Genomic DNA, 22,557 nt, shown 5'->3' on the forward strand with positions numbered 1-22,557 from the left:
CTCGCGCGAGCTGCGCGCGCAGTTCGGCCGTTTCTGGGCGACGGCGCAAGGCACGCCGCGCGAGGTCTACGACCGCTTCATCGGCGCGACGCCGATGGCGCCGGGCGTGACCACGCGCGAGGTCCGCGACGCGCCGCTCACCGGCTGGTGGTGCGAGCCGGTCGAGTCGACCGAGTCGAAAGAGCCGACCGAGTTGACCGAGTTGACCGAGTTGACCGAGCCTACCGGGGCACGCACCGGACGCGCGATCCTCTTCCTGCACGGCGGCGGCTACGGCCTAGGCCATGCCGGGCCGTACGCCGGCTTCGTCAGCCAGATCGTGGCGCGGTCGGGTGTCCCCGCCTTCGCACCGGAGTACCCGCTGGCGCCGGAAGCGCAGTGGCCGACGGCGCGCGATCTGGCGGTGTCGGCGCTGGCCGCACTGACGGAGCGTTTCGAGTCCGTCGCGGTCGTCGGCGATTCCGCCGGCGGCGGCCTGAGCTTCGCGACGGTGCTGGAGGCGCGGCGGCGCGGCCTGCCGGTGGCCGCCATCGCGACCTTCTCGCCGTGGACCGACCTGAGCCTGAGCGGCGAGAGCGCCAACGATCCGGCGGTCGTCGATCCGCTGCTCGCGGTCGACTACCTGCGCGCGTCGGCGGCGGCGTATCTCGGCGCGACACCGGCCGACGATCCGCGAGCGTCGCCGCTCTTCGAGACCGACCTGCGCCTGCCGCCCACGCTGATCCAGGTCGGCGCCGACGAGGTCCTGCGCGACGACTCGATCCGCATGGCGCGCGCTGCCGAAGCCGCCGGCACCGACGTCGAGTTGCAGGTCTGGCAAGGCATGCACCACGTGTTCCAGCTCAACACGCAGGAACTCGCGAGCGCCCGGCTTGCGCTGGACCGGACCGCGGAGTTCCTCGTGCGTCACCTGCGCTGATTCAGGGGAACGCTGGTTGACCGCCTAGGCCACTGGCCCTCACCCCCGCCCTCTCCCGCAAGCGGGAGAGGGAGTGAGAATGCACCGAGGCATTCGGGGCAGGAGCACTGGGGGGTGGCTCCCTCTTTCGCAAGCGGGAGGGAGTGAGAATGCACCGAGGCATTCGCCGCAGGACCACTGGGGTGGCTCCCTCTCCCGCTTGCGGGAGAGGGCGGGAGTGAGGGTCAGCGGCGGTGGAATTGCTGAAGCCGACTCAGCGCGCCATGGCCGTCGCCGCCAGCAGCATCCACGTCGAATGCGGGATCCACTGCTCCACCCAGCGCCACTGCTCGTCGTCGGGGCCCGGGCCGAAGGCGATGCCTTCGCCCGTGTCGCTGCCGACCGCGCCGGTGATGCCGTTGGAGATGCCGCCCGCGAACATGTCGCCGGCGCTCGACGCCACCGTCGGCGGGTTGCGCTTGCCGAAGCCGTAGAGCATCGAGATGCCGTAGGGGTTCTTGCCCAGCGTCCAATCCACCTGGTCCTGCGCGTACGCGGCCCAGTCGGCGGGCAGCGCCGGGGACACCTTGCGGCCGGCCACCGCCACTGCGGTGCTCAGCGACAGCAGCCGCGCGCTCTCGCCCTGCCACCAGTAGCCGGTCTCGTTCTTGTGGGGAATGAAGAAGCCTTCCAGCACCGGACCGTCCGCCTTGCCGTCCTTCGCGAGCTGGAACGATTGCCGTGCGTAGCCGAACGGATTGGACACGCGCCGCGTGATGTCGACCTCGTGCTGCAGCGCCGCCTTGATCACCGTGCCCGCGCGGGTTCGACGGGCGTCATCGGTCTCGATGTCGAGGTAGTAGCCGAGGCTCAACACCGGCAGGCCGGCCTCGACCGCGTGATAGTAGGGACGCGAACCACCGTCGCTGATGAAGCCGCCATCAGCGGCTTGTCGTTGCATCAGACTGTCCGCGCGCGTCCGCGCCGCATCGAGGAAGCGCGCCTCCTTCGTCGCGTTGAACAGCTCCACCGCAGCCATCAGCGCGGTGTAGTCGTCGATGATGTTCTCGACGCCATTCGCCGTGTACTGCGCGTTGAACTGCTGCAGATGGTCGAAGCCCTTGATTGCATCGGCGAGGTAGGTCTTCCCGTCGAAGCTGCCATGCCGTCCCGACTGCTTCGCCAGCATCGACGCCCGCGCCAGCGCGGCGATCGCCATGCCGCCGCCCGCGCGGTAGGCCGAGCGGTAGAGCTTGGTGTAGCGTCCGTCGTCGCCTTCGTAGCCGACGACCATGCGCTCGGCGCCTTCCGCGCCCCATTTGTCGAAGACCGTCGTGTAGAAGTAGCCCTCGGCGTCGAGGATGCGATGCAGGTAGTCCGCGCCCCAGAACGCCTCGTCCTGGGCGCGCTTGAGCAACCCCGCGCGGCGGTACAGGTCCGCTGACGCGTCCGCCGTGAAGGCCAGCGCCCAGGCCGCCATCGACGTCTGCTGTGGATTGAAGAAATTCGCGTAGCCGAGGTGCGACAGGTACTTGCCCGTGTCGCCGCCGGCGTCCTTCCAGCCGCCGTGCACGTCGACGAAGCGGTCGGTCTCGAAGATGCGGATGCGCCGGTCGCCCTTGCCGGTGTGGCGGCTGCGATGGAAGTAGTCGAGCAGCTTGTCCGCCGTCGTCGCGAACAGCGCCTGCTCACGCACACGCACCGGCGCGGAGGTCACGCGCTGGCCGTCCAGCGTCGCCTCGACGCGGTAGACGCCCGGCGTCTGCACCGCGGAGAAGTCCGCTTCGAAGTAGCGCTTGCCGGTTCCCCAGGCGGAGAAGTCCGGCAGCGGCTTGAGCTCGCCTTCGGCGACCGTCTTGCCGCCCGAAAGCACGCGGTAGCGACCCGACTGCGTCGCGCCGGTCGATTCGACGACTGCGCGCTTGGGGCCGGAGCGCTCCAGCGCGACCTGATTCAGTTGCACCAGCAACGGATCCGTCGGCAAGGTGACGGAGACCGTCGTCTTGCGTTCGTCCGTTGCCGCGTGCGAGGCCATGGAGGCGGTCCCGAGGACCGCAGCGACCGCGAAGACCGCGGCCACCGCGAGCGCGGAGCGTCGGGGGGAATGCGCCGCGCGGGCGGTGACGTTGGTCTTCATGCGATCAGTTCCAGGCCATGTTCTTGGACCACTTCACGCCCGAGGTCGGGCACTTGCCCGAGTTGTTCGGGTACTTGCTGTTGATGATGCTGGTCACCGTGCTGACGTTGCCCATCGTCGGGTCCTGCTTGTAGATGTCCAGCGCCATGCTGGCGCGCCAGCAGTTGCCCGCATCGTCGCCCAGGCTGGAGGACTTCAGCCAGCGGATGTACTGGTCCGTCAGGTAGGTGGCGAAGCAGGTCTCGCTGGACATGCTGCCGCAGTTGCCGGCCGACTTCACCGAGGAGAACGCCGAGATGCTGCCGATCGAGCCCGTGTTCACCTGCACCTGGAAGGCCAGGCCCACCAGGTTGTACTGGCTGAAGCTGGTGAAGCCCAGCTTCTTCAGCGCGTCCAGCACCGGCAGCAGCTTGTCGCTGTCGATGTGGGCGTAGTGGCTCATCACGTACTGGGCCTGGCGGTTGTCGAAGTCCGACTGCAGCGCCTGGCAGATCTTGGTCAGCGCGGCCCGCTTCTTCGAGTTGGACCGGGACAGGTTCGGATACGGATCCAGGCGCGAGTCGTCCGCCTTCATGTCCGCCGCCGCGATGCCGGTGACCTGGACGCCCCAGTTCTTCATGTCCGTGTTGGTCGCGCCGGTCTTGTTCAGCACGTAGGGCGCGTAGGCGTTCTTGAAGTAGTCCGGGAAGTCGCCGACCGTCGTCACGCCGACCGGGCCGAAGGTGTTGCCACGGTAGTCGGAGATCCCTTCCGAGGCCTCGTAGTCGACCTCGCAGTAGCGCCAGGGTTCCGGGTCCTGGTAGTTGGTGGTGCCGTTCTCCGGATAGGCATCCATGCTGAGCACGGCCTGCCACTGGTTGACCGTCAGCTTGCGGCCCTTGTCGAAGACGTTGCCGTAGACGCGCGAGTCGCCGACCGGAATCACGCCGGCCGCCGCGGCCGCCTTGGTCGCCGTCACCAGCGGCTGGCCGGTGGCCGTGAAGGTGTTGGTGTAGACCCAGCCGTCCTGCACGTAGACGCTGGGTTGGCCGTTCGCGGCGCCTGGCGCCTTGGTCCTGCCGGCCGCGACGGCTGCGGACGCTCCGCAGACGAGGGCCAGGACGGTGAGCGCCGCTTGCACGCCGATGCGGCGGACGCTGGGGGAACGAGATTGCATGGTGGTTGCCTCCGAAAGACACGGGGGTAGGGGGGCGTGGCCTGCGCCACGGGAGAAGGTTCCCGAGAGCCGCTGCCCACCACTCTCGCCAAGCCGGTCCTGCGCTCGGGGGCGTGGGTCGATGCAGCCCATGGGCGGCGAATGTAGGCGGAAGATTTCGTCGACGCAATAAATAAAACCACTGGATGTGTAAATTGATTTGTCGGACGGGCTCGTGATGCCGTCGTGAAGCTGGGTCAGAATGGGGGATACCCGAAGGACCACCCGCCAGCATGAGAACCACCAGTCGAGGGGCCACCCAACAGTCCAGCGCGCCCTACAACCGCCGTGTGGTGCTGGACTTCATCCGCCAGCACGGCGCGGCCTCGCGCAAGGACATCGCCGACATGGTGTCGCTGAGCGCCCAGACGGTGGCCAACATCACCAACGACCTGGAGGCCATCGGGCTGATCGTGTCCAGGCGGCAGAAGGTCGACAAGTCGCGCGGCCAGCCGCCGATCGCCTTCGAGCTCAACCCGCAGGCGGGCAACGCGATCGGGATCAGTCTGGAGCCGGGCCGCGCGTCGGCCGCGCTGGTGAACCTGGTCGGCGACATCCGCAGCCGCTGCGAGGTCGACATGGACACCAGCGACCGTCGCCAGATGCTGGCCGCGATGCTGCAGCTGGTCGCGCAGTTGCGGCGCGAATCGACCGAGCCGCTGTGGGGCATCGGCGTCGCGCTGCCGGGGCCGCTGGGCCACACCGACATCAGCTTCGTCGGCCCGACCGCGCTGGAAGGCTGGAACGACCTGTCGGTGCTGGACGAGCTCGGCGAAGTCACCGGGCTCTCCGTCTTCTACCGCATCGACAGCGTGGCCGGCGCGCTGGGCGAGACGCTGTTCGGCGTCGCCCGCAACCTGGACAACTTCTTCTATCTGCACCTCGGGCTGGGCCTGGGCGGCGCGCTGGTCATCGGCCGCGCGGCCTATCCCGGGTCGAACGGCAACGCCACCGAGATCGGCCACGTGCCCATCGTGCCCGGCGGCACGCCGTGCTACTGCGGCAACCGCGGCTGCCTGGAGCGCTACGTCTCCATGCACTCGCTGGCCGAGGCGCTCAAGGTCTCCGACCACGACGTCTGGACGCTGGACCTGGCCCAGCGCTTGAAGGACCCGAAGGACAAGGCGCTGCACCAGTGGTGCCGCCAGGCCGCGGACCGGCTGCGCGACGCGGTCTGCATGATCGAGAACATGCTGGACCCGCACTCGATCGTCATCGGCGGCTCGGCGCCCAAGGTGCTGGTGGAGCATCTGGTCGCGCTCGCGCAGCCGTGGCACCGCTCGGTGCGTGGCGGGGTCGCGATGCCGGAGACCCGGCTGCTGCTGTCGGATCGCCAGGACGACAGCTCCATCCTCGGCGCCGCCGTGCTGCCGATCTACGAGATGCTCTCGCCCCGTCTGGAGACACTGCAGCAGGACCGCCGCGGCGAGGCCGATGTGGCTGAGCTGCTGGGTCATCGTGCGTCCATACCTCGGCGTGGGTAGTCCGGATGGACCGTCGGACGTGCGAGACGGAGTGAGGGTAAAGCCGCCTGGGGGAATCCCTTGATTATTTAAATCCAATGGATTTAATTATTGACGCTGTGTTCTGAGTGCTCCTACAGTCGGCGCCCATGGACACGGCACGACCTCTTTCCCATCCCCCGCTCAGCATCGTCGGCGACGTCGGCGTCGACCTCGTGCTGGGCAGCCTGACCGGGTGGCCGCAACTCGGCACCGAACTCCTGATGCCCCGCAGCGAGCTGCGCCCGGGCGGCTCCGGTGCCAACGCCGCGCTGGCCGCGCGTCACATCGGACAGCGCGCACACCTGATCTCCGCGGTCGGCAACGATCACTTCGGCCAATGGCTGGCGGAGCAGTTCGCCGGCATCGAGACGGACCTCGAGATCTGCGACATCGAGACCACCATCTCGGTCGGGCTGATGCACACCTGCGGCGAGCGCAACTTCTTCACCACGCACGGCCACCTGCAGCGGCTGTCGGCCGAGCACGTGCTCAAGCATCTGCAGCCGACCGAGGTGCCGGCCATCGCGCTGTTCACCGCGCCCTTCCTGCTCACCGACCTGCGCCCCCGCTATGCGGCGCTGATGGCCGAGGCCGGACGTCGCGGCTACCGCGTCGCGCTGGACACCGGCTGGCCGCCGGAAGGCTGGAACCGGGAGGAGGTGATGAGCTGGCTGCCCCACTGCGATCACCTGCTGATCAACGAGCTGGAGGCGCAGAGCATCGCCGGCACCGAGGACCTCGATGACGCGCTGGCCCTGATCGGCCGCGCGCTGAAGCCCGGGGCGAACCTGATCGTGAAGATCGGCGCGCGCGGCGCGCTGGGCCTGGAAGCGGGAGGGCGCGTCCAGCACCTCACCGAGCCCGCCGACATCTTCGACACCATCGGCGCCGGCGACGCGTTCAACGCCGGCTACCTCGCCGCGCGCATCCGCGGCGGCGATCTCGCCGAAGGACTGGCCGCGGGCTGCCGCACCGCCGGGGCCATCCTGCCGCGCTTCCCGCGCAGGACCATCCGCGCCGGCGAGTTCGCCGACTGCCTTCCCTCCAACGTCCCTGCCTGAGGAGCCGCCATGAAGCACCGCGCCTTGATCGTCGGCTACATCCTGGTCATCTGGTTCGTGATCTCCTTCGTCACCAACCTGATCGGCCCGCTGATGCCGATCATCATCCAGGACTTCCACCTGAGCCTGGGCCTGGCGGGCTTCCTGCCGTTCTCCTTCTTCCTGGCCTACGGCCTGGTGTCCATCCCCGGCGGCCTGCTGGTGGAACGCAAGGGCTCGCGCTTCACCATCCTCACGGCCTTCCTGCTGAACGGGATCGGCTCGCTGGCGATCGCGCTGTGGCCGAGCTACTTGACCGCTGTCGGCGGGCTGTTCGTGATCGGCCTGGGCATGGCGCTGCTGCAGGTGGTGATCAACCCGCTGATGCGCACCGCGGGCGGCGAGCCGCACTTCGCCTTCTTCTCCGTGATGGGCCAGCTCGTCTTCGGCCTGGCGTCCTTCCTCAGCCCGATGGCCTTCCAGCTGCTGATGGAGCGCCCCGACGCGGCCAAGGGCCTCGCGTGGGTGCCGTTCTACTGGATCTTCGTCGTCGGCTTCATCGCGCTGATCGTCGCCAACCAGACGCTGCCGCTGCCCGAGGTCCAACTGAAGGACGATGAGCGCGCCGGCGGCTGGGCTGCCTACCGCGAGCTGCTCGCGCGCCGAGACGTCCGCCTGTTCTTCCTCGGCATCATGGCCTACGTCGGCACCGAGCAGACGCTGGCCAACTGGATGTCGCAGTTCCTCCAGACCTACCACGGCATCTCCGCTACCGCCGACGGCGCCGACGCGGTCGCGGGCTTCTGGGGGCTGATGTCGCTGGGCTGCCTGCTCGGGCTGGGCCTGCTGAAGCTGCTCGACTCGCGCGTGGTGCTGGCCGGCTTCACCGTGCTGGCCATCGGCAGCGTGGCGCTCGCGCTGTTCGGCTCCGCCCACGTCGCGCAGCTCGCCTTCCCGGCCTCGGGCTTCTTCCTGTCCGTGATGTTCTCGGTGGTGTTCTCGCTGGGCCTGAACTCGGTGCCCCACCACCACGGCGCGTTCTCCGGCGTGCTCTGCACCGGCATCCTCGGCGGCGCGGTCGTGCCGCTGCTGGTCGGCGGGCTGGGCGACGTCATCGGCCTGCGCGCCGCCATGTCGACCGTCTTCCTCACGCTCCTCTACATCCTGAGCGTGAGTGCCTGGGCGCGGCCGCTCGTGACCAACGACACCGTTCCGCTGTCCCGTCTGCTGTCCCGGTTCAAGCCCAGTCCCGAGGCCTGATCCGCTCGCTCCGTACCGCCTCCCCCCTTTCAGCCTGCTTGTCCCGTGCCACGGCCTCGTCGCCGGGACGGCGGCTGCCTGCCAGACCCATGGAGATCCCAGTGATGAGACCCAATCGAGCCGCTTTCCGTCCCGTCCTTCGCGCCGTCTTCGCCACAACCGCCACGGCCGCCGCCGTCAGCCTGCTGGCCGCGACCGCCTTCGCGCAATCGCAGACCGCGCCGGCGTCGCAGGCCGAGGCAAAACCTGACACCAAGCCCGAGGCCAAGCCGGACGCCAAGACGGACGCCAAGAGCCGCGAGATCTCGGACAAGGAGAAGAACGAGCTTCCCGTGATCACCGTCAACGCGACGCGCGTGAGCTCCGGTCTGCTGCAGACGCCGGTGGCGGTGACGGCGCTGACGCAGGAGTCGCTGACCCGCGAAGGCATCCACGACGTGCGCGGCCTTTCCGGCAAGGTGCCCAACCTGCAGATCTCGCAGGGCGCGGACTCCGGCGTGCAGATCAACATCCGCGGCGTGGGTTCGACCAACTTCACCGAGGTCGGCGATCCGGCCGTCGGCCTGCATGTGGGCGGCCTGTACTCGCCGCGGCCGCAAGGGGCCTTGGCGCTGATGTTCGACCTGGAGCAGGTCGAAGTGCTGCGCGGCCCGCAGGGCACGCTGTTCGGTCGGAACTCCACCGGCGGCAGCATCAACATCATCCCGGCCAAGCCCGAGTTCGGCGCGACCTACGGCTCGGCGGAACTGGACCTCGGCAACTACCGCAAGCGCCAGCTGAACGTGATCCAGAACATCGCGGTCAACGACACGATCGCGCTGCGCGCCACCGTCAGCACGATCAAGCGCGACGGCTGGATCAACCAGCAGCAGGACTTCACCGACGTCAACATGCCCGAGCACGGCTTCGTCGCCGACGGCATCCCCGACGTCGACCAGCGCCGCAACGCCAAGGTGCCGCGCAGCAAGTACTACTACAACCGCGACGAGTGGGCGGCCCGCGTCGCCGGCCGGGTGAAGCTCTCGAGCGACCTCGAATGGCTGGTGGCCTACGAGAAGTTCCAGAACAAGGGCGCCGGCGAGATCGCGATGAAGGACTGCGACATGGCCGCCGGCACCGACTTCGCCTGCCCCGGCGGCAAGTGGGACGTGAAGGTCAACGTGCCCGGCAAGACGGACATGTCCATCGACACCGTGCGCTCCAACCTGAACTGGCGGCTGAACGACCAGTCGACCATCGAGTACGGCTTCGCCTACGCGACGCAGAAGCGCTCGCAGCAGTCGGACGACGACGGCGGCTACTACCCGCTGTCGCGCCAGGTCACGGCGACCTTGCCGGTCGGACCGGACGGCGACTGGGGCACGTGGCCGATCCGCGACGAGACTTCGCTGACGCTGGGCTCGACCTACAAGTCGCAGGTGCATGAGCTGCAGTTCAAGCATCACACCGACAACGTGCAGCTGGTCACCGGCCTGTTCTGGATGCACGAGAAGAACGCGATCGACTACGCGCAAGAGCAGCTGGTCACCGCGCCATTCGGCTTCCCGACCAGCCAGTACTACGCCCAGCCCGATCGGCAGATCGACGCCAAGGCCCTCTTTGCGCAGGCCGACTGGACCTTCCTGCCGACCTGGACGGCGACGGTGGGCGGCCGCATCAGCTTCGACAAGAAGACCGACAAGGGCGGCCGCGTCTACGGCAGCTTCGACGGCTCGACGCCGGCGTACTACAACGGTCTCTACGACCCGGGAACGCCCGGCACGCCGGGCTTCCGCCCGCACAACGGCCGCGACCTGACCGAGCAGATGGGCCCGTTCGCCGGTCCCGGCGCCTACGGCCTGTGGGGCGAGCCCGCGGGCAACGACCACGGCGAGAGCTGGAAGAAGTTCACCTACCGCCTCGGCCTGCGCAAGCAGCTGACGCCGGCGGACATGGTCTACACCTCGCTGTCGACCGGCTACAAGGCCGGCGGCTTCGGCGACAAGGACGACCGCTGCGGCGGCAAGGAATGCGTCGACGGCCCGGCGGGTCCGCAGTACACCTTCTTCCCGTACAAGCCGGAGACGGTCACCAACTTCGAGCTCGGCTACAAGGGCCTGATGCTGGACAAGCGCCTGAGCCTGTCGGCGACCTTCTTCTACAGCCGCTACAAGGACATGCAGGTCACGGGCGACTTCTTCGCCTCCAAGGTCAAGCAGGCGGGGCCGTGCCCGGACGAGAACCCGACCTGCGACATCGTCACCAAGTGGCAGACGGTGAACGTCGGCGTGGTCGACATCCCCGGCCTGGAGCTGGAGGTCGACTACAAGCCGTGGAAGGGTGCCCGGCTGGGCGCCTTCTTCAGCTACATCAACAGCAAGATGAAGGACTACCCGTCCTTCAGCGACAGCTGGAACTGCGGCGTGCGCGCCGAGATGGGCGCGCCGGCCTGTCCCGATCCCTACACCGGCCCGATCCGTGAGAACGCCGGCCGCCAGATCTACGACATCACCGGCAACCACCTGCCGCTGTCGCCGAAGTACAGCTTCGGTGTCAACTTCTCGCAGAGCCTGCGCTTCGGCGAGGGCTGGGAACTGACGCCCTGGGTCAACGTGAAGTGGCAGGACAAGATGTACTTCACGCTGCGCAACCTGGACAACGCGCACATCTCCGATGGCCAGAAGGCGTTCGCGAAGGTCGATGCGAGCCTGCGCCTGCAGGCGCCCAAGGACTGGCACGCGGAGATCTACGTGCTGAACGCGACCAACAAGATGACGAAGAACTCCTCGCAGGACGGCGGCGGCTTCGTGCGCGGGTACTGGAACGATCCGCGGACCTTCGGGATCCGGGTGGGGATCGATTACTGATCCTGCAGCGAAGTCCAGCAGCGAGGTCCCGGGATGGGACCTCGCGCCGTATTGATTCAGCTCAGCAGCGCCATCAACCGGAGTGCCGCTGGCGAGAGATAGGCGTTGGTGCGGTGGGTGACGACCAGCCATCGCTTCATGGTCGTCTCCTTCAGCACGACCTCGCGGAGCGGGTAGCTGCCCGCAGTGACGTCGAGGTGCTTGCGCGAGACGAAGCTCAGCAGGCCCGTCTCCGCGATGAGCGCGGGCAGCATGTGCAGCGTGCTGCTCTCCACCTGCACCTCCGGACGCGGCAGACTCCGTCGCACGAAGGTGTGGTCCAGCCAGTCGCGTGTCGGCGCACCCCGAGGTTGCAGCACCCAGCGGTAGGCGCTCATGTCCTTCACGGACGGCTTGCCGTTGAAGAGCTCGTGGTCCGCGCTTGCCGCGACCACCACGTGGTCCTCGACCAGCCGTCGAGACACGAAGCCCGATTCGGGCACGCCCTCGGTGCCGACCACCAGGTCCAGCTCGCCGGCCCGGAGCATCGGCATCAGCACGTCGACCAGCGACACCGTCGTCTTCAAGCGGACATCCGGCGCCTCGCGCAGCAGGCGCCGAACCGCCTGAGGCAGCTGGTACTGCGCCGCCGTGGGCACGATGCCGAGCCTGACGACGCCCGACAGGCCGCGACCGATGTCGCCCACCTCGCGCTGCGCATCCTCGACATCGAAGCGCAGACGCTGCGCCCATCGCAGCATCACCCGACCCGCCGGCGTGAGGCGGATGCCGCGACCGGCGCGCTCGAACAGCGGCGCACCCGCCTCCTTCTCCAGACGCCGGATCGCGCTGGTCAGCGCAGGCTGCGTGCGATGCAGCCGCTCCGCCGCCTGCCCCACGTGTTCCAGCTCGGCGATGGTCTCGAAGTAGCGCAGATCCCGCAGGTCCATAGCAAAAGCCGGATTTATCGATTGCCAAGAATAATGGATTGGATCTGATCCTGCATTCGTCGAATACTTGCCTCATCGAGACCCGCCAACGGGCCGTTCAGGAGACAAGATGAAGCATTCGACAGGGGTCGCGGGACTCTCCCAGGCCATCGCGACGATCGCGCTGCTCTGCTGCAGCGCTGCGGCAGTGGCCCAGAACTACGCCAGCAAGCCGATCCGCGTGATCGTGCCCTTCCCGCCGGGCGGCGGCACCGACCTGATCGCCCGTGAGACCACCCAGGCGGTGGCAAACAACACCAAGTGGGTGTTCGTGATCGAGAACAAGCCAGGCGCCGGCGGCAACCTGGGCGTCGGCGAGGTGGCCAAGGCCGCGCCGGACGGCTACACGCTCGTGCTGGGGCAGACCAGCAACCTCTCGATCAATCCGTCGCTCTATCCCAAGCTGTCCTACAACCCGGTCAAGGACCTCGCGCCCATCACGCTGGTCGCGGACGCCCCGCTGGTCTACGTGACCAGCGCGGCCTCGCCGCACAAGACGATGACGGAATTGATGGCCACCGCGAAGAAGAATCCCGGGACCATCAACTTCGCCTCCGGCGGCAACGGCACGGTGTCCCATCTGGCCGCCGAGCTGCTGCAGCGCACCGCGGGCGTGAAGTTCACGCACATCCCGTACAAGGGCGTCGGCACCGCGCTGACCGACGTCGTCAGCGGCAACGTCGACCTGTACCTCGGCAGCCTGCCCACGCTGCTGGGCCACATCCGCCAGGGCAAGCTGCGCGCGCTGGCGGTCACCTCGGACAAGCGCCTGCCGGAGCTTGCGGCCGTGCCCACCGTCGCGGAGGCCGGCTTCAAGGGTGCCTCGTCGTCGACCTGGTTCGGCTTCCTCGCGCCCAAGGGTACGCCGCCCGAGGTGGTCGCCCGCTTGAACGCCGAATTCGGCAAGGCGCTCAAGCAACCGGCGCTCGTCAAGAAGATGGGCGACGAAGGCGCGAACGTGCTCACCAGCACGCCGGCGGAGTTCTCCAAGCTGATCCAGGACGACCTGACGCGTTGGAACAAAGTGATCAAGGACGCCAACGTTCATCTCGAGTGACACCGACACCGATTCCCGCCGCCGCGCCCATCGCATTTGATTGATCGGCCCCAACGGCCGTTGGAGATTCCCATGAGCGAAACGACCGTGCTGCCCGACGTCATCCGCGACGTGCGCCGTGTCCCCGCCGACATCGTCAAGCAGCTGTCGGAGTTCCCGTCCTCGATCCTGGCGGACGTCGCCGGCCGCCGCGGCGCGCTGCACGGGCGCATCCAACCGCTGGCGCCTTCCATGCGATGCGCCGGAACGGCCGTCACCGTCGAGGTCCGCCCCGGCGACAACCTCATGATCCACGCCGCGATGGCGATCGCGCAGCCCGGCGACATCATCGTGGTCGACGGCAAGGGCGATCTGTCCAGCGCGTTGATGGGCGAGATCATGTCGCAGCAGTGCGTGGCGCTCGGCGTCGCCGCTGTGGTCATCGACGGGGCAGTGCGCGACAGCGAGGCGATCCGCGCGCTGGGCTTCCCGATGTTCGCCGCCGGCCTGAATCCGAACGGGCCCACGAAATCGATCTCCGGCCGCCTCAACCATCCGATCTCCATCGGCGGTGTGACGGTTCACCCGGGCGACCTGATCGTGGGCGACGCGGACGGCGTCACGGTGGTGGAACGTGACAAGGCCGCGTCCCTGATCCCGCTCGCGCACGAGAAAGTGAAGGCGGAGACCCAGCGCATCGCCGGCATCCGCAATCGCGAGGCGCTGCGCCCCGCGTGGCTCGACGGCGCGCTGCGCGCCGCCGGCGTGATCAAGGAGGGGGAAACGCTGTGAGCAAGGGCAGGATCCTCGTCACCGGCGCGGACCTCGCGCCCAAGGCGGCCGCGCTGCTCGCGGACTACGAACTGGTCTTCGCCGGCAAGACGCCGACGCAGGAGGACATCGTCGCGCTGTGCGGCGCCCACGACCCGGTGGCGGTCATCGTGCGCTACAGCGGCGTGAACGCCGCGGCGATGGCGGCGGCGCCGAGTCTGAAGGTCGTCTCCAAGCACGGCAGCGGCACCGACACCATCGACAAGGCGGCCGCCGCGCAGCGCGGCATCCAGGTCCGCGCGGCGGTGGGCGCGAACGCCGCCGCCGTCGCCGAACATGCGCTTGCGCTGATGCTGGCCTGCGCGAAGTCCGTGGTGTCGCTCGACGCCCGCATGCGCGACGGACACTGGGACAAGTCCACGCACAAGAGTGTCGAACTCGAAGGTCGCACGGTGGGCCTGATCGGCCTGGGCGCCATCGGCCTGCGCTTTGCGAAGGTGGCCGATGCGATGGGCATGCGTGTGATCGGATTCGATCCCTTCGCCAAGTCCTTGCCGTCGTTCGTGCAGAGCGTCGGCCTGGATGAAATCTGGCGGGACGCGGACGTCGTCTCGCTGCATTGCCCGCTCACGGCTGAGAACGCCAGACTGGTGAACGCGGGCACGCTCGCGGCCTGCAAGCGCGGGGTCATCGTCGTCAATACCGCCCGCGGCGGACTGATCGACGAAGCCGCGCTGCTGGCTGCCGTGCAGTCGGGCCAGGTGCTGGCGGCCGGGCTGGACAGCTTCGCGGTCGAGCCCATGACGGCAGACCACCCGTTCCTCGCCGAGCCGCGCATCCTGCTGAGCCCGCACATCGGCGGCGTGACTGCGGATGCCTACGTGAAGATGGGCGTGGGCGCGGCGCAGAACGTGCTGGAAGTGCTGCAGGGCACCCCCGCTGCCGTTCACGTCTGAGCAGGCGGCGATCAGCGATCCGCCAGCATCCGCGCCACCGCGTCCTTGACCAGCCCGCAGAGCCACAGGCCTGCCGGGTCGGTCCGGGTGCGGGATCCCGACACCAGGTGGATGGGGAAGGCACCGACGTCGAGTTCGGCGGGCAGCTCCTGCAGGGCGACGCCGGGCGGTGCCAGCCGCTGCGCCACGCGTCGCGCGAGCGTCGCCACGAGGTCCGTTCCCTGCACCACGCGGGGCAGGGCGGCCACGTGGGCGAAGGTGGCGACCACGCGACGTCGGCGCTCCAGCCGGCTGAGTGCGGTGTCGATCACGCCGCGCGTGGAGCCATCGTCGCTCGGCACGAACAGCGCATGCGGCAGGTCCGCATAGGCATCGAGCGTCATCGCCCGTCGCCGCTTGGGTGCGCGTGAGAGATCGGTGACGCAGACGAAGTCCTCGTCGTACAGGTGCTCGCTTGTCATGCGCTTGGGCGGCGCGAGGTGGCCGCCGATCGCGATGTCGACCTCGCCCTGGTCCAGCTGGGCGTAGATCGACGCGCGGTCCAGCGCCGTGACGCGCAGGCTGAGACCGGGCGCCTGCGCCCGCAGCAAGGCCATCAGGCTGGGCAGCAGGACGATGTCCACGTAGTCGCTGGCGGCGATGGTGAATCGGCGCTCGCTGGCCTGGGCCGGATCGAAATCCTCGGCGGAGGTCAGCGCCGCGCGGATCTGCGCCAGCGCCGCGCCGACGATAGGCCGCAGTGCATCGGCCCTCGCGGTCGGCAGCATGCCCTGGGCGCTGCGCACGAACAGCGCATCGCCGAACAGGTGCCGCAGGCGCGACAAGGCATTGCTGACCGACGGCTGCGCGCGGTGCAGGCGCTGCCCCGCGAGGCTGACGCTGCGCGTGTCGTAGAGGGCCTCGAAGGCCACGAGCAGGTTGAGGTCGACGCTGGCCAGATTCATAAAACCAATATAACGAATACCGGGAATCCATTCGGAGAATCCGGTCGTGCTCCCTAGCATCGTCGCCAGGACCACTTCAGAGCGACGACCGTGACCACCATCCTGCTGAGCGGCATCGATCCCTTCAACGGCGAGACCATCAATCCCTCGTGGGAGGCGGTGCGGGCGCTCGATGGCGCGACCGTCGGTGCGGCGCGCCTCGTCGCCCGGCAACTGCCCTGCGTGATCGGCGAGGTGGGCGGCGCGCTCATTGCCGCCATCGAGGAGGTGAAGCCCGAGGTGGTGCTCTGCCTCGGGCAGGCGGGCGGTCGCCCCGACGTCACGATCGAACGTGTCGCGATCAACATCGTGGACGCGCGCATTCCGGACAACGCCGGCCTGCAGCCGGTCGACGAGCCCGTGGTGGCCGGCGGACCGGCGGCCTACTTCTCGACGTTGCCGATCAAGGCGCTGGTGGCCGCGCTGCATGCGGCGGGGATTCCCGCGTCAGTGTCGGAGTCGGCGGGGACCTACAACTGCAACGCCATCTTCTACGCGCTGTCGCACCACATCGCCACGCAGCGGCCCGGACTGCGCGGCGGCTTCATCAACGTGCCCTTCCTGCCCGAGCAGGCCGTCCGCCACCGCGGCGCGCCGAGCATGTCCCGCGAGACGCTGATCGAGGCGGTCAGGGTCATGGTGGCAACGACGCTGACGACGACGCAGGACGTGAAGCTCGGATTCGGCAGCGAGCATTGAGACGTCGCTCCCAGTTTTTTACACTCCCTGCCAATGCATGAAACGCAAGGCAAGGGATGACCCCCATCGCTCGGAAGTTGTCGAAGGCCGCGCTCGTCGCGGCGGTCCTGGCGCTGGCCGCCTACTGGTACTGGTCGCCGTGGTTGGCGATCCACCAGATGCGCAATGCGGCGAAGGCCGGTGATGCGACGGCGTTCAACGACCGTGTCGACTACCCACTGCTGCGCGAAAGCCTGAAGGGTCAGTTGTCCGCCGCCATCGGCGCCCGCGCGACCGAGCGGTCCGAGTCCGGCAGCGACATCGCCAAGGCCGGCGCCGCGTTGGGCTCGCTGTTCGCGACGGCGATGGTCGATCGCATGGTCGATGCCTTCGTGCGACCGGAGTCCGTGATGCGGATCATGCAGGAGGGCAAGCTGATGCCCCGGCGCGAGTCCCGTGCGAAGACGCCCGATGGAACGACTGACGAGGAAGGCGAGGCCGACGTCGGCCAGGCGCCCTCGAAGCGCGAGCCGATCTGGACGACGGAACGCCACGGCGTGGACACCTTCATCCTCTATGCGCGTCGCGCGGGACAGGCTGAGGAACGACGCACCGGGCTGGTCTTCCAGCGACGCGGATTCGCCTCGTGGGTGTTGACGTAGATCCGGCTGCCGGCGTTGTCCTAGCGCACGGTGAGGACCAGCCTGAGGACGTCGTCGCTGTCGCGTCCGTAGACCACCCGCAATCGGCTGTTCGACTTGCAGATCTGCTCGTAGATCTCGACGCGTCCGCCGCCGCTGTCCCGCGCGCCGAACGCGTCGATGTCGTCGGGCATGCCGATGGCCGCGTAGACGTCGTAGCTCGGAATGCTGACGAGCGGGCCGGAGGGCCAGGCCAGCGTGATGGACGGCTCGCCTCCCAGAGCTTGCGCTCGTAGGTCGCCGTCATGCCCAGCGGCGTCGGGGCCTTGTCGGCACGGCTTACGACCGGGTCCTCGGCAAAGTCGGTACGAAGGGCGAAGGGCAGGTAGTCCGCCAGGATCACCGGCTCGAAGATCAGGCCCAGTTCCGAAAATTCAGCCGCGACTTTCGCCTGCGACCCGGTGTCATGTCACCAGACCTGCAGGCTTCGTCTCAAGGACGCCCTGCCGCCCAGGCGACCAGGGATTGAATCTCTCCGTACATCGGCAGCTCGGGCTTGATGTCGAAGCCGCCTGCCTGGACCACGTCCAAGGCGCGCTGGCAGGCCGCCGGCCGGTCCGGCTTGTCCAGCATCGAGCGCACGGCGGCCTGCGAGTTGCCGCGAATCGCGCCGGTCATCTGCTGCCACACCTGGTCCGCCTGCGCCTTGCCGCCCTGCGCGCGCGCTTCGGCCATGCGCGCGGCTTCGTACCTCGCCGCGGCATTCACGAAGACCTGATTGCGCTTCTGCCAGGCCACGAAGAGATCCTTGGGCGTCTCCGGCCGATTCAACAGGCTCAGGCATTCCTGGCCGATGCGCCGGATGATGTCGTTGGCCGTGGCGACGGCGGCCATCGACGCATCGCGGCTTTCGGTCGTCGGCGAGCCGGCGGGAAGGACGCCCGACGTCGCCGTGCCAGGTGATGCCGATGCCGGCGCGGGGTTCGCCGCCTTGACCGACGCCGCGCAGCCTTGCACCAGGTCGCGCACCCGACCCGAGATCGCCGGCGAGGCGTCGGGACCGGACAGGAAGTCCTCCTTCAGGTAGCGCTGCACATCGGTCAGGCTGGAGAACATCTCCAGCTGCTGCTTGTCTTCCGCATCGAACTCCGGCATCGGCTCCGGCAGCGGAAGCTGCAGGTTGCGATAGACCCGCAGCCAGGCCCGCTTGGCGTGCTTCTGCCCCACCGGGGATTCCAGGAAGGTATTCACCATGCGGTCCCAATCCTGTTCGAACGCGTTCTCGACCAGCTTGCGGATGACGGCATGGAAGGACGACGGCGGCAAGGCCTGCACGCAGGCCGCCACGGCAGGATCCATCCGCCCGGCGTTGAGGGCCTTGGTCACGCCGCCTTGAAGGGATGCCAGCGCGACCCGCGATTGGGCCTCCACCAGCGGCGTCTCGGCGAGCACGGACAGCGGGACGATCGACGCGGCGGCAAACAGGAGGGCGGCAAGGCGGCTCGGATATGTCATGGGGCGGATTATTCATGGCTGCGCGAACTCCAACCTTGCGGACAGAAGTCCGCGTCGATTATCAGAATTCGCACTTTTCAGCGCCGCCGCAACCATCGCGGTTGGCGGAAAGAAGCCCAAAAAAAATGGCCCGGCCACTCACGTGGTCGGGCGCAATCGACTTTCGCCGACCCCGCTCAGGGAGGAAAAGCGGGGACGAGGACACCGCTAGGAAGCGGCATCAACGTGATACGAATTATGCATTTTTATCACTTCGCGTAAAGCAGGTAAAAGCATCAAGGCGGCGTCAGCAAAACACCTACACGCGCCGGATGCGGCGTCGGGTCGGCGCAATCAGGAGCGCAGCGCCCAGCCCGGCGATCACCAGCCCGGCGGTGCCCGGCTCCGGCACGTCGTTGCCGGGCGCGTTCGGATCGACCGGCGACAAGGCGAGGGTGCCCGCATACGTGGCGATGGACGCGCTGTTGATGCCCCAAGCGACGATGGCGTAGCCGCCCGCGCTGAGCAGTGGGGTGGACAGCGTCCAGGTCTCGAAGGGATCGCGGGTGAACTCCGCGGCCATCAGGTCACCGGACGGTCCGCGCAGCAGGACGCTGGTGAAGTCGATGTTCTGGGCGCCGCCGACGGCGGTGGCCAGCATCAGTTTCACGGCTTGCGGCGAGCCGATCGAGAACGTGAAGGTGTTGGAGAACGCGCCGGCGTTGGGCGTGCTGACGAAGCCGGCGCTGCCTGCGCTGAGGTCCAGCGGGCCGCCGTTGCCCGATGGGGACGTGCTGCTGCTGCCCGACAGGGCGATGGTGCCCACGAAGGTCGATCGGGCCGCGCTGCTCGTGCCGTTGGCCGTGAGCGTGTAGGCACCGGGTGCCAGCAGTGCATTGCTGATGATGTGGCCGCTGAAGGGGTCAGGTGTGAACTCGGTGGCGGCGATCGGGCCGGAGGGGCCGTTCAGGACGATGCTCGAGAAGTCGAGGCGGTGGTCGCCCTGGGTCACCGACGCCAGCAGGATGTTGACTGTCGTCGGCGAGGTCAGCGAGAAGGTGTAGGACTCGGCAAAGTCGCCCGCGCCGGGTTTGCCGATGAATCCGGCGGTGCCCGAGGAAATGTCGATGGGGGCGGCGGAGATCGGCATGTCGAGGGCTCCGAGGACGAGGGCGACGGTGAAGGCGAGAGAGGACGGGATGCGCATGGCGGGTTCTCCTGGTTCCTCCTCGTTGAACGAGATCTCCAGGCGAAACGGGACACGGCGGCGGGGCGGTCGCGTCAAGCGTTCGAGGGACATGGCGGGTCAGGAGACAATCACCGTTTGGACGGCCCCTGATCGGCTGGACAGCCTGTCCCCCCTGCAGCTGGTGCCGTCAGACCGCTCATGACCGACGCTCGATACACGACCTTGCCGCAATGGCCCAACGCCTATCCGGCCAGCGGCGCCAGCGCCACCTTGAAACTCCTCAACGAGGATTTCATCGTGACCGAACTGCCGCTGCAGCCCCCCTCCGGTGAGGGCGAACACCTCTGGCTGGACATCGAGAAGAACGGTGCCAACACCGCCTTCATCGCCCTGCAGCTGGCCGACGCCACCGGCGTGGGAGAACGGGACGTGGGGTATGCCGGCCTCAAGGACCGCTACGCCATCACCCGCCAGTGGTTCAGCATCTATCTGCCCAAGGGCGAGGCGCCCGACCTGACCCTGCTTCAGCACCCGGAGTTCAAGGTGCTGCGTCAGACCCGCCACGTGAAGAAGCTGCGCCCGGGTGACCTGCAGGGCAACCGGTTCCGCATCGTGCTGCGCGACGTGACCGGCGACCGCGAGGCCATCGAGGCCAATCTCAAGGCCGTCGCCTCACAGGGCGTGCCCAACTACTTCGGCGCCCAGCGCTTCGGCCACGACGGTGGCAACGTCGAGCAGGGCCGCGCCATGCTGGCGCGCGAGATCCGCGTGCGCAACCCGAAGAAGAAGGGCATCTACCTGTCGGCGGTGCGCTCCTTCGTCTTCAATGAAGTGCTGGCGCTGCGCATTCGCCAGGGGCTCTGGGGCAAGACCCTGCCCGGCGACGTGATGGACGAGGCAGGCCGGCCTACCGGACCCCTCTGGGGCCGGGGCCGCGTGAGCACCACCGAGGACGCGCAGGCGCTGGAGAACGGTGTGGCCGAGCCACACGCCACCTTGTGCGACGGCATGGAACACGCCGGTCTGGATCAGGAGCGCCGCTCCCTGGTGGCGAGCCCGGCGGACATGTCGTGGGAATGGCCGCAAGCCGATCAACTGGTGCTCACCTTCTCCTTGCCTGCGGGGAACTACGCCACGTCCGTCCTGAACGAGATCCTCCGCACCACGGAGCCCGACCGGCACACGGAGAACGAGCCCGCGGCCGTTGAATGAGGGTGATGGACCGCATGCACACCTACGACCCCACTGCGCCCAACCTTCCGCACAACCCGTTCAATGCCATCGTCGGACCGCGTCCCATTGGGTGGATGTCGACGAAGAGCAAGGCCGGCGTCGTCAATCTGGCGCCGTACAGCTTCTTCACGGCGTTGAACTACACGCCGCCCATCATCGGCTTCTCCAGCATCGGGCGGAAGGACTCGCTGAGGAACGTCGAGGAGACCGGCGAGTTCGTCTGGAATCTCGCCACCCGCGAGCTGGCCGAGGCCATGAACGCGACCTGCGCGCGGGTGCCCCACGGCGTCAATGAGTTCGAGCTCGGGAAATTGACCGAGGTCGCGTCCGTCAAGGTCGCGCCGCCACGCGTCGGGGAGAGCCCCGTCGCCTTCGAATGCAAGGTGTCCCAGATCATCCAGCTGAGCTCCAAGGACGATGAGCCCGTGGACACCTGGATGATCCTGGGTCAGGTCTTGCTCATGCACATCTCGCCCGCCTTGTTGAAGGACGGGGTGTTCGACACCGCCGCCGCGGGCTTGATCCTGCGAGGCGGCGGCCCGGGCGACTACTTCGAGCTGGGAAACAAGTTCGTCATGGCGCGACCGGACTGAGCGGCAGAACGCGGCAAGACCGGCAGGACGCAGCGTCGCCCTGACAGCGACGCCGCCGTTCCGGTCGCCTGCGCTCAGGGCAGCGCGTTGAGCGACGACCTCACGCCGCGCGAGAAGCTCTGGCCGTCGTGGCGGTCCCAGTTGATCGACCACGTCATCACGCCGCGCAGCGTCGGATAGGCCTGCGGCGGCTTGATCGCGCCGCATTGCGACAGCTTGGTCAGGCAGTTGAGCGCCGCCGTGATCGTCGCGACGCTCGCCTGGCCGCTGTTGGCCGACGACGGCCCCGACGGCAGCCCGAACGCGACCTGGTCCGGCCGCAGCCCGCGGAACACGAAGGGCCCGGTGCCGTTGTTGGTCGTGAAGCCCTCGATCAGCATCCGGCTGGTGGCGACCAGCATGTCGGCGCTGCCCTCGGCCAGGCCTTGCGTCGCGTACGGCGTGTAGACGGCGCCGTTGTTGTAGTACTGGACGTGGAGCACGTTCAGCTCGTCGCGCAGGCCGTCGATGATCGGCAGGTAGGCGCCCCAGATGCCGCTGTAGGCGACGAAGCCGCCCTGCACGTACGGATGCTCCGGCGCCATCGACAGGTAGAAGCCGCTGCCGATGCGCGCCTTCAGCTGCTTCACCGCGCTGACCAGGTTGGCCTGCACCGGCGCGCCCGAGGTGACGCCGGCGCCGCTCTCCAGGTCGATGTCGATGCCGTCGAAGCCGTAGCGCCGCATGATGGCTTCGACGCTGTTGACGAAGTTGGTCACCTGCGCCGCGTTGTTCAGCGTCACCGTGCCGTTCTGGCCGCCGAAGGACAGCACCACCTTCTTGCCCTTGGACCGCGCGGCCGCCACGTCCGCGATGAATCGGGCCTCGCCGCCGGCGCTCGGGTCGAGGTTGAAGGCGATGCTGCCGTTGCCGGCGTCATCCGCGAAGGCGACGACGATGACGTCGTAGTCGGCCGAGACCTCGCTGATCGGGAAGGTCGGGCCGGCCGGGTTGGTGAAGTTGTGCCAGTAGCCGATCAGCTGGTGCTTGCCGGGTGCGGGCGCCGGGCCGGGCGACGGGGCCGGCGTCGGCGCGGGACCAGGTGCCGGGGCAGGTCCGGGCGAGGGTGCGGGTGTCGGCGTCGGTGCAGGCGAC

The 22,557-nt window shown here is 68.2% G+C and carries 20 protein-coding genes; 12 read left to right on the plus strand and 8 right to left on the minus strand.

From position 1 onward, the window contains the following. Positions 1-919: alpha/beta hydrolase (locus tag VF536_RS04070; protein WP_331613508.1), on the plus strand; the 919-nt coding region annotated here is incomplete at its 5' end. 253 nt (positions 920-1,172) lie between these two features. On the opposite strand, the gene VF536_RS04075 is transcribed toward VF536_RS04070, so the two are convergent. Both VF536_RS04075 and VF536_RS04080 read right to left on the minus strand, forming a co-directional pair. Then, the gene (locus tag VF536_RS04075) at positions 1,173-3,035 is read right to left on the minus strand and encodes a glycoside hydrolase family 9 protein (RefSeq protein WP_331613509.1); all 1,863 of its coding nucleotides are present in this window, start codon (positions 3,033-3,035) and stop codon (positions 1,173-1,175) included. A 4-nt stretch (positions 3,036-3,039) separates the two neighbouring features. Further along, positions 3,040-4,191 carry a hypothetical protein gene (locus VF536_RS04080; RefSeq protein ID WP_331613510.1) on the minus strand — a complete coding sequence of 384 codons (1,152 nt, stop codon included), beginning with the start codon at positions 4,189-4,191 and terminating at the stop codon, positions 3,040-3,042. A 272-nt stretch (positions 4,192-4,463) separates the two neighbouring features. Between VF536_RS04080 and VF536_RS04085 the strand changes: the two genes are divergently transcribed. From VF536_RS04085 to VF536_RS04100, 4 genes are all read left to right on the plus strand, one after another. Beyond that, positions 4,464-5,714, plus strand: coding sequence for an ROK family transcriptional regulator (locus VF536_RS04085; RefSeq protein ID WP_331613511.1), 1,251 nt, complete (start codon positions 4,464-4,466; stop codon positions 5,712-5,714). A 128-nt stretch (positions 5,715-5,842) separates the two neighbouring features. Next, positions 5,843-6,796, plus strand: coding sequence for a carbohydrate kinase family protein (locus VF536_RS04090; RefSeq protein WP_331613513.1), 954 nt, complete (start codon positions 5,843-5,845; stop codon positions 6,794-6,796). Positions 6,797-6,805: 9 nt separating this feature from the next. Continuing rightward, entirely contained in the window at positions 6,806-8,035 is a 1,230-nt protein-coding gene (locus VF536_RS04095; protein WP_331613514.1) for an MFS transporter, read from the plus strand. Positions 8,036-8,139: 104 nt separating this feature from the next. After that, positions 8,140-10,881, plus strand: coding sequence for a TonB-dependent receptor (locus VF536_RS04100; protein ID WP_331613515.1), 2,742 nt, complete (start codon positions 8,140-8,142; stop codon positions 10,879-10,881). 56 nt (positions 10,882-10,937) lie between these two features. Here the strand turns inward: VF536_RS04100 and VF536_RS04105 are convergent, their stop codons facing one another. Then, positions 10,938-11,810, minus strand: a complete 873-nt coding sequence (locus VF536_RS04105) for a LysR family transcriptional regulator (RefSeq protein ID WP_331613516.1) — start codon at positions 11,808-11,810, stop codon at positions 10,938-10,940. 109 nt (positions 11,811-11,919) lie between these two features. Between VF536_RS04105 and VF536_RS04110 the strand changes: the two genes are divergently transcribed. The 3 genes from VF536_RS04110 to VF536_RS04120 all read left to right on the plus strand — a co-directional run bounded on the left by VF536_RS04110 (position 11,920) and on the right by VF536_RS04120 (position 14,612). Beyond that, the gene (locus tag VF536_RS04110; protein WP_331613517.1) at positions 11,920-12,906 is read left to right on the plus strand and encodes a tripartite tricarboxylate transporter substrate binding protein; all 987 of its coding nucleotides are present in this window, start codon (positions 11,920-11,922) and stop codon (positions 12,904-12,906) included. Positions 12,907-12,978: 72 nt separating this feature from the next. Continuing rightward, positions 12,979-13,677: an RraA family protein gene (locus VF536_RS04115; RefSeq protein ID WP_331613518.1), complete on the plus strand. Its 699-nt coding sequence runs from the start codon at positions 12,979-12,981 to the stop codon at positions 13,675-13,677. Next, the gene (locus tag VF536_RS04120) at positions 13,674-14,612 is read left to right on the plus strand and encodes an NAD(P)-dependent oxidoreductase (protein ID WP_331613519.1); all 939 of its coding nucleotides are present in this window, start codon (positions 13,674-13,676) and stop codon (positions 14,610-14,612) included. Before VF536_RS04115 ends, VF536_RS04120 begins: the two co-directional genes overlap by 4 nt. 11 nt (positions 14,613-14,623) lie before the next feature. Here VF536_RS04120 and VF536_RS04125 read toward each other — a convergent pair whose 3' ends face one another. Continuing rightward, positions 14,624-15,556: a LysR family transcriptional regulator gene (locus VF536_RS04125; protein ID WP_331613520.1), complete on the minus strand. Its 933-nt coding sequence runs from the start codon at positions 15,554-15,556 to the stop codon at positions 14,624-14,626. A 90-nt stretch (positions 15,557-15,646) separates the two neighbouring features. On the opposite strand from VF536_RS04125, the gene pcp reads away from it, so the two are divergent. Together pcp and VF536_RS04135 are read left to right on the plus strand one after the other, a co-directional pair. Beyond that, positions 15,647-16,294: a pyroglutamyl-peptidase I gene (gene pcp / locus VF536_RS04130; RefSeq protein WP_331613521.1), complete on the plus strand. Its 648-nt coding sequence runs from the start codon at positions 15,647-15,649 to the stop codon at positions 16,292-16,294. Between the two features lie 56 nt (positions 16,295-16,350). Beyond that, a complete protein-coding gene (locus tag VF536_RS04135; protein WP_331613522.1) occupies positions 16,351-16,935 on the plus strand; it encodes a DUF2939 domain-containing protein in 585 nt (194 codons plus the stop codon). Between the two features lie 20 nt (positions 16,936-16,955). On the opposite strand, the gene VF536_RS04140 is transcribed toward VF536_RS04135, so the two are convergent. From VF536_RS04140 to VF536_RS04150, 3 genes are all read right to left on the minus strand, one after another. Further along, entirely contained in the window at positions 16,956-17,108 is a 153-nt protein-coding gene (locus VF536_RS04140; RefSeq protein ID WP_331613524.1) for a hypothetical protein, read from the minus strand. Between the two features lie 298 nt (positions 17,109-17,406). After that, entirely contained in the window at positions 17,407-18,429 is a 1,023-nt protein-coding gene (locus VF536_RS04145) for a hypothetical protein (protein ID WP_331613525.1), read from the minus strand. Positions 18,430-18,727: 298 nt separating this feature from the next. After that, the gene (locus tag VF536_RS04150) at positions 18,728-19,615 is read right to left on the minus strand and encodes an FxDxF family PEP-CTERM protein (protein ID WP_331613526.1); all 888 of its coding nucleotides are present in this window, start codon (positions 19,613-19,615) and stop codon (positions 18,728-18,730) included. Positions 19,616-19,795: 180 nt separating this feature from the next. On the opposite strand from VF536_RS04150, the gene truD reads away from it, so the two are divergent. Continuing rightward, the gene (gene truD, locus VF536_RS04155; RefSeq protein WP_331613527.1) at positions 19,796-20,809 is read left to right on the plus strand and encodes a tRNA pseudouridine(13) synthase TruD; all 1,014 of its coding nucleotides are present in this window, start codon (positions 19,796-19,798) and stop codon (positions 20,807-20,809) included. A 5-nt stretch (positions 20,810-20,814) separates the two neighbouring features. Beyond that, a complete protein-coding gene (locus VF536_RS04160) occupies positions 20,815-21,423 on the plus strand; it encodes a flavin reductase family protein (protein ID WP_331613529.1) in 609 nt (202 codons plus the stop codon). 74 nt (positions 21,424-21,497) lie between these two features. On the opposite strand, the gene VF536_RS04165 is transcribed toward VF536_RS04160, so the two are convergent. Further along, the coding region (locus VF536_RS04165) for a chitinase (protein ID WP_331613530.1) at positions 21,498-22,557 on the minus strand (1,060 nt) is incomplete at its 5' end.

The sequence above is a fragment of the Roseateles sp. genome, assembly GCF_036486225.1.
In the GTDB taxonomy this organism is placed as follows: Bacteria; Pseudomonadota; Gammaproteobacteria; order Burkholderiales; family Burkholderiaceae_C; genus Roseateles.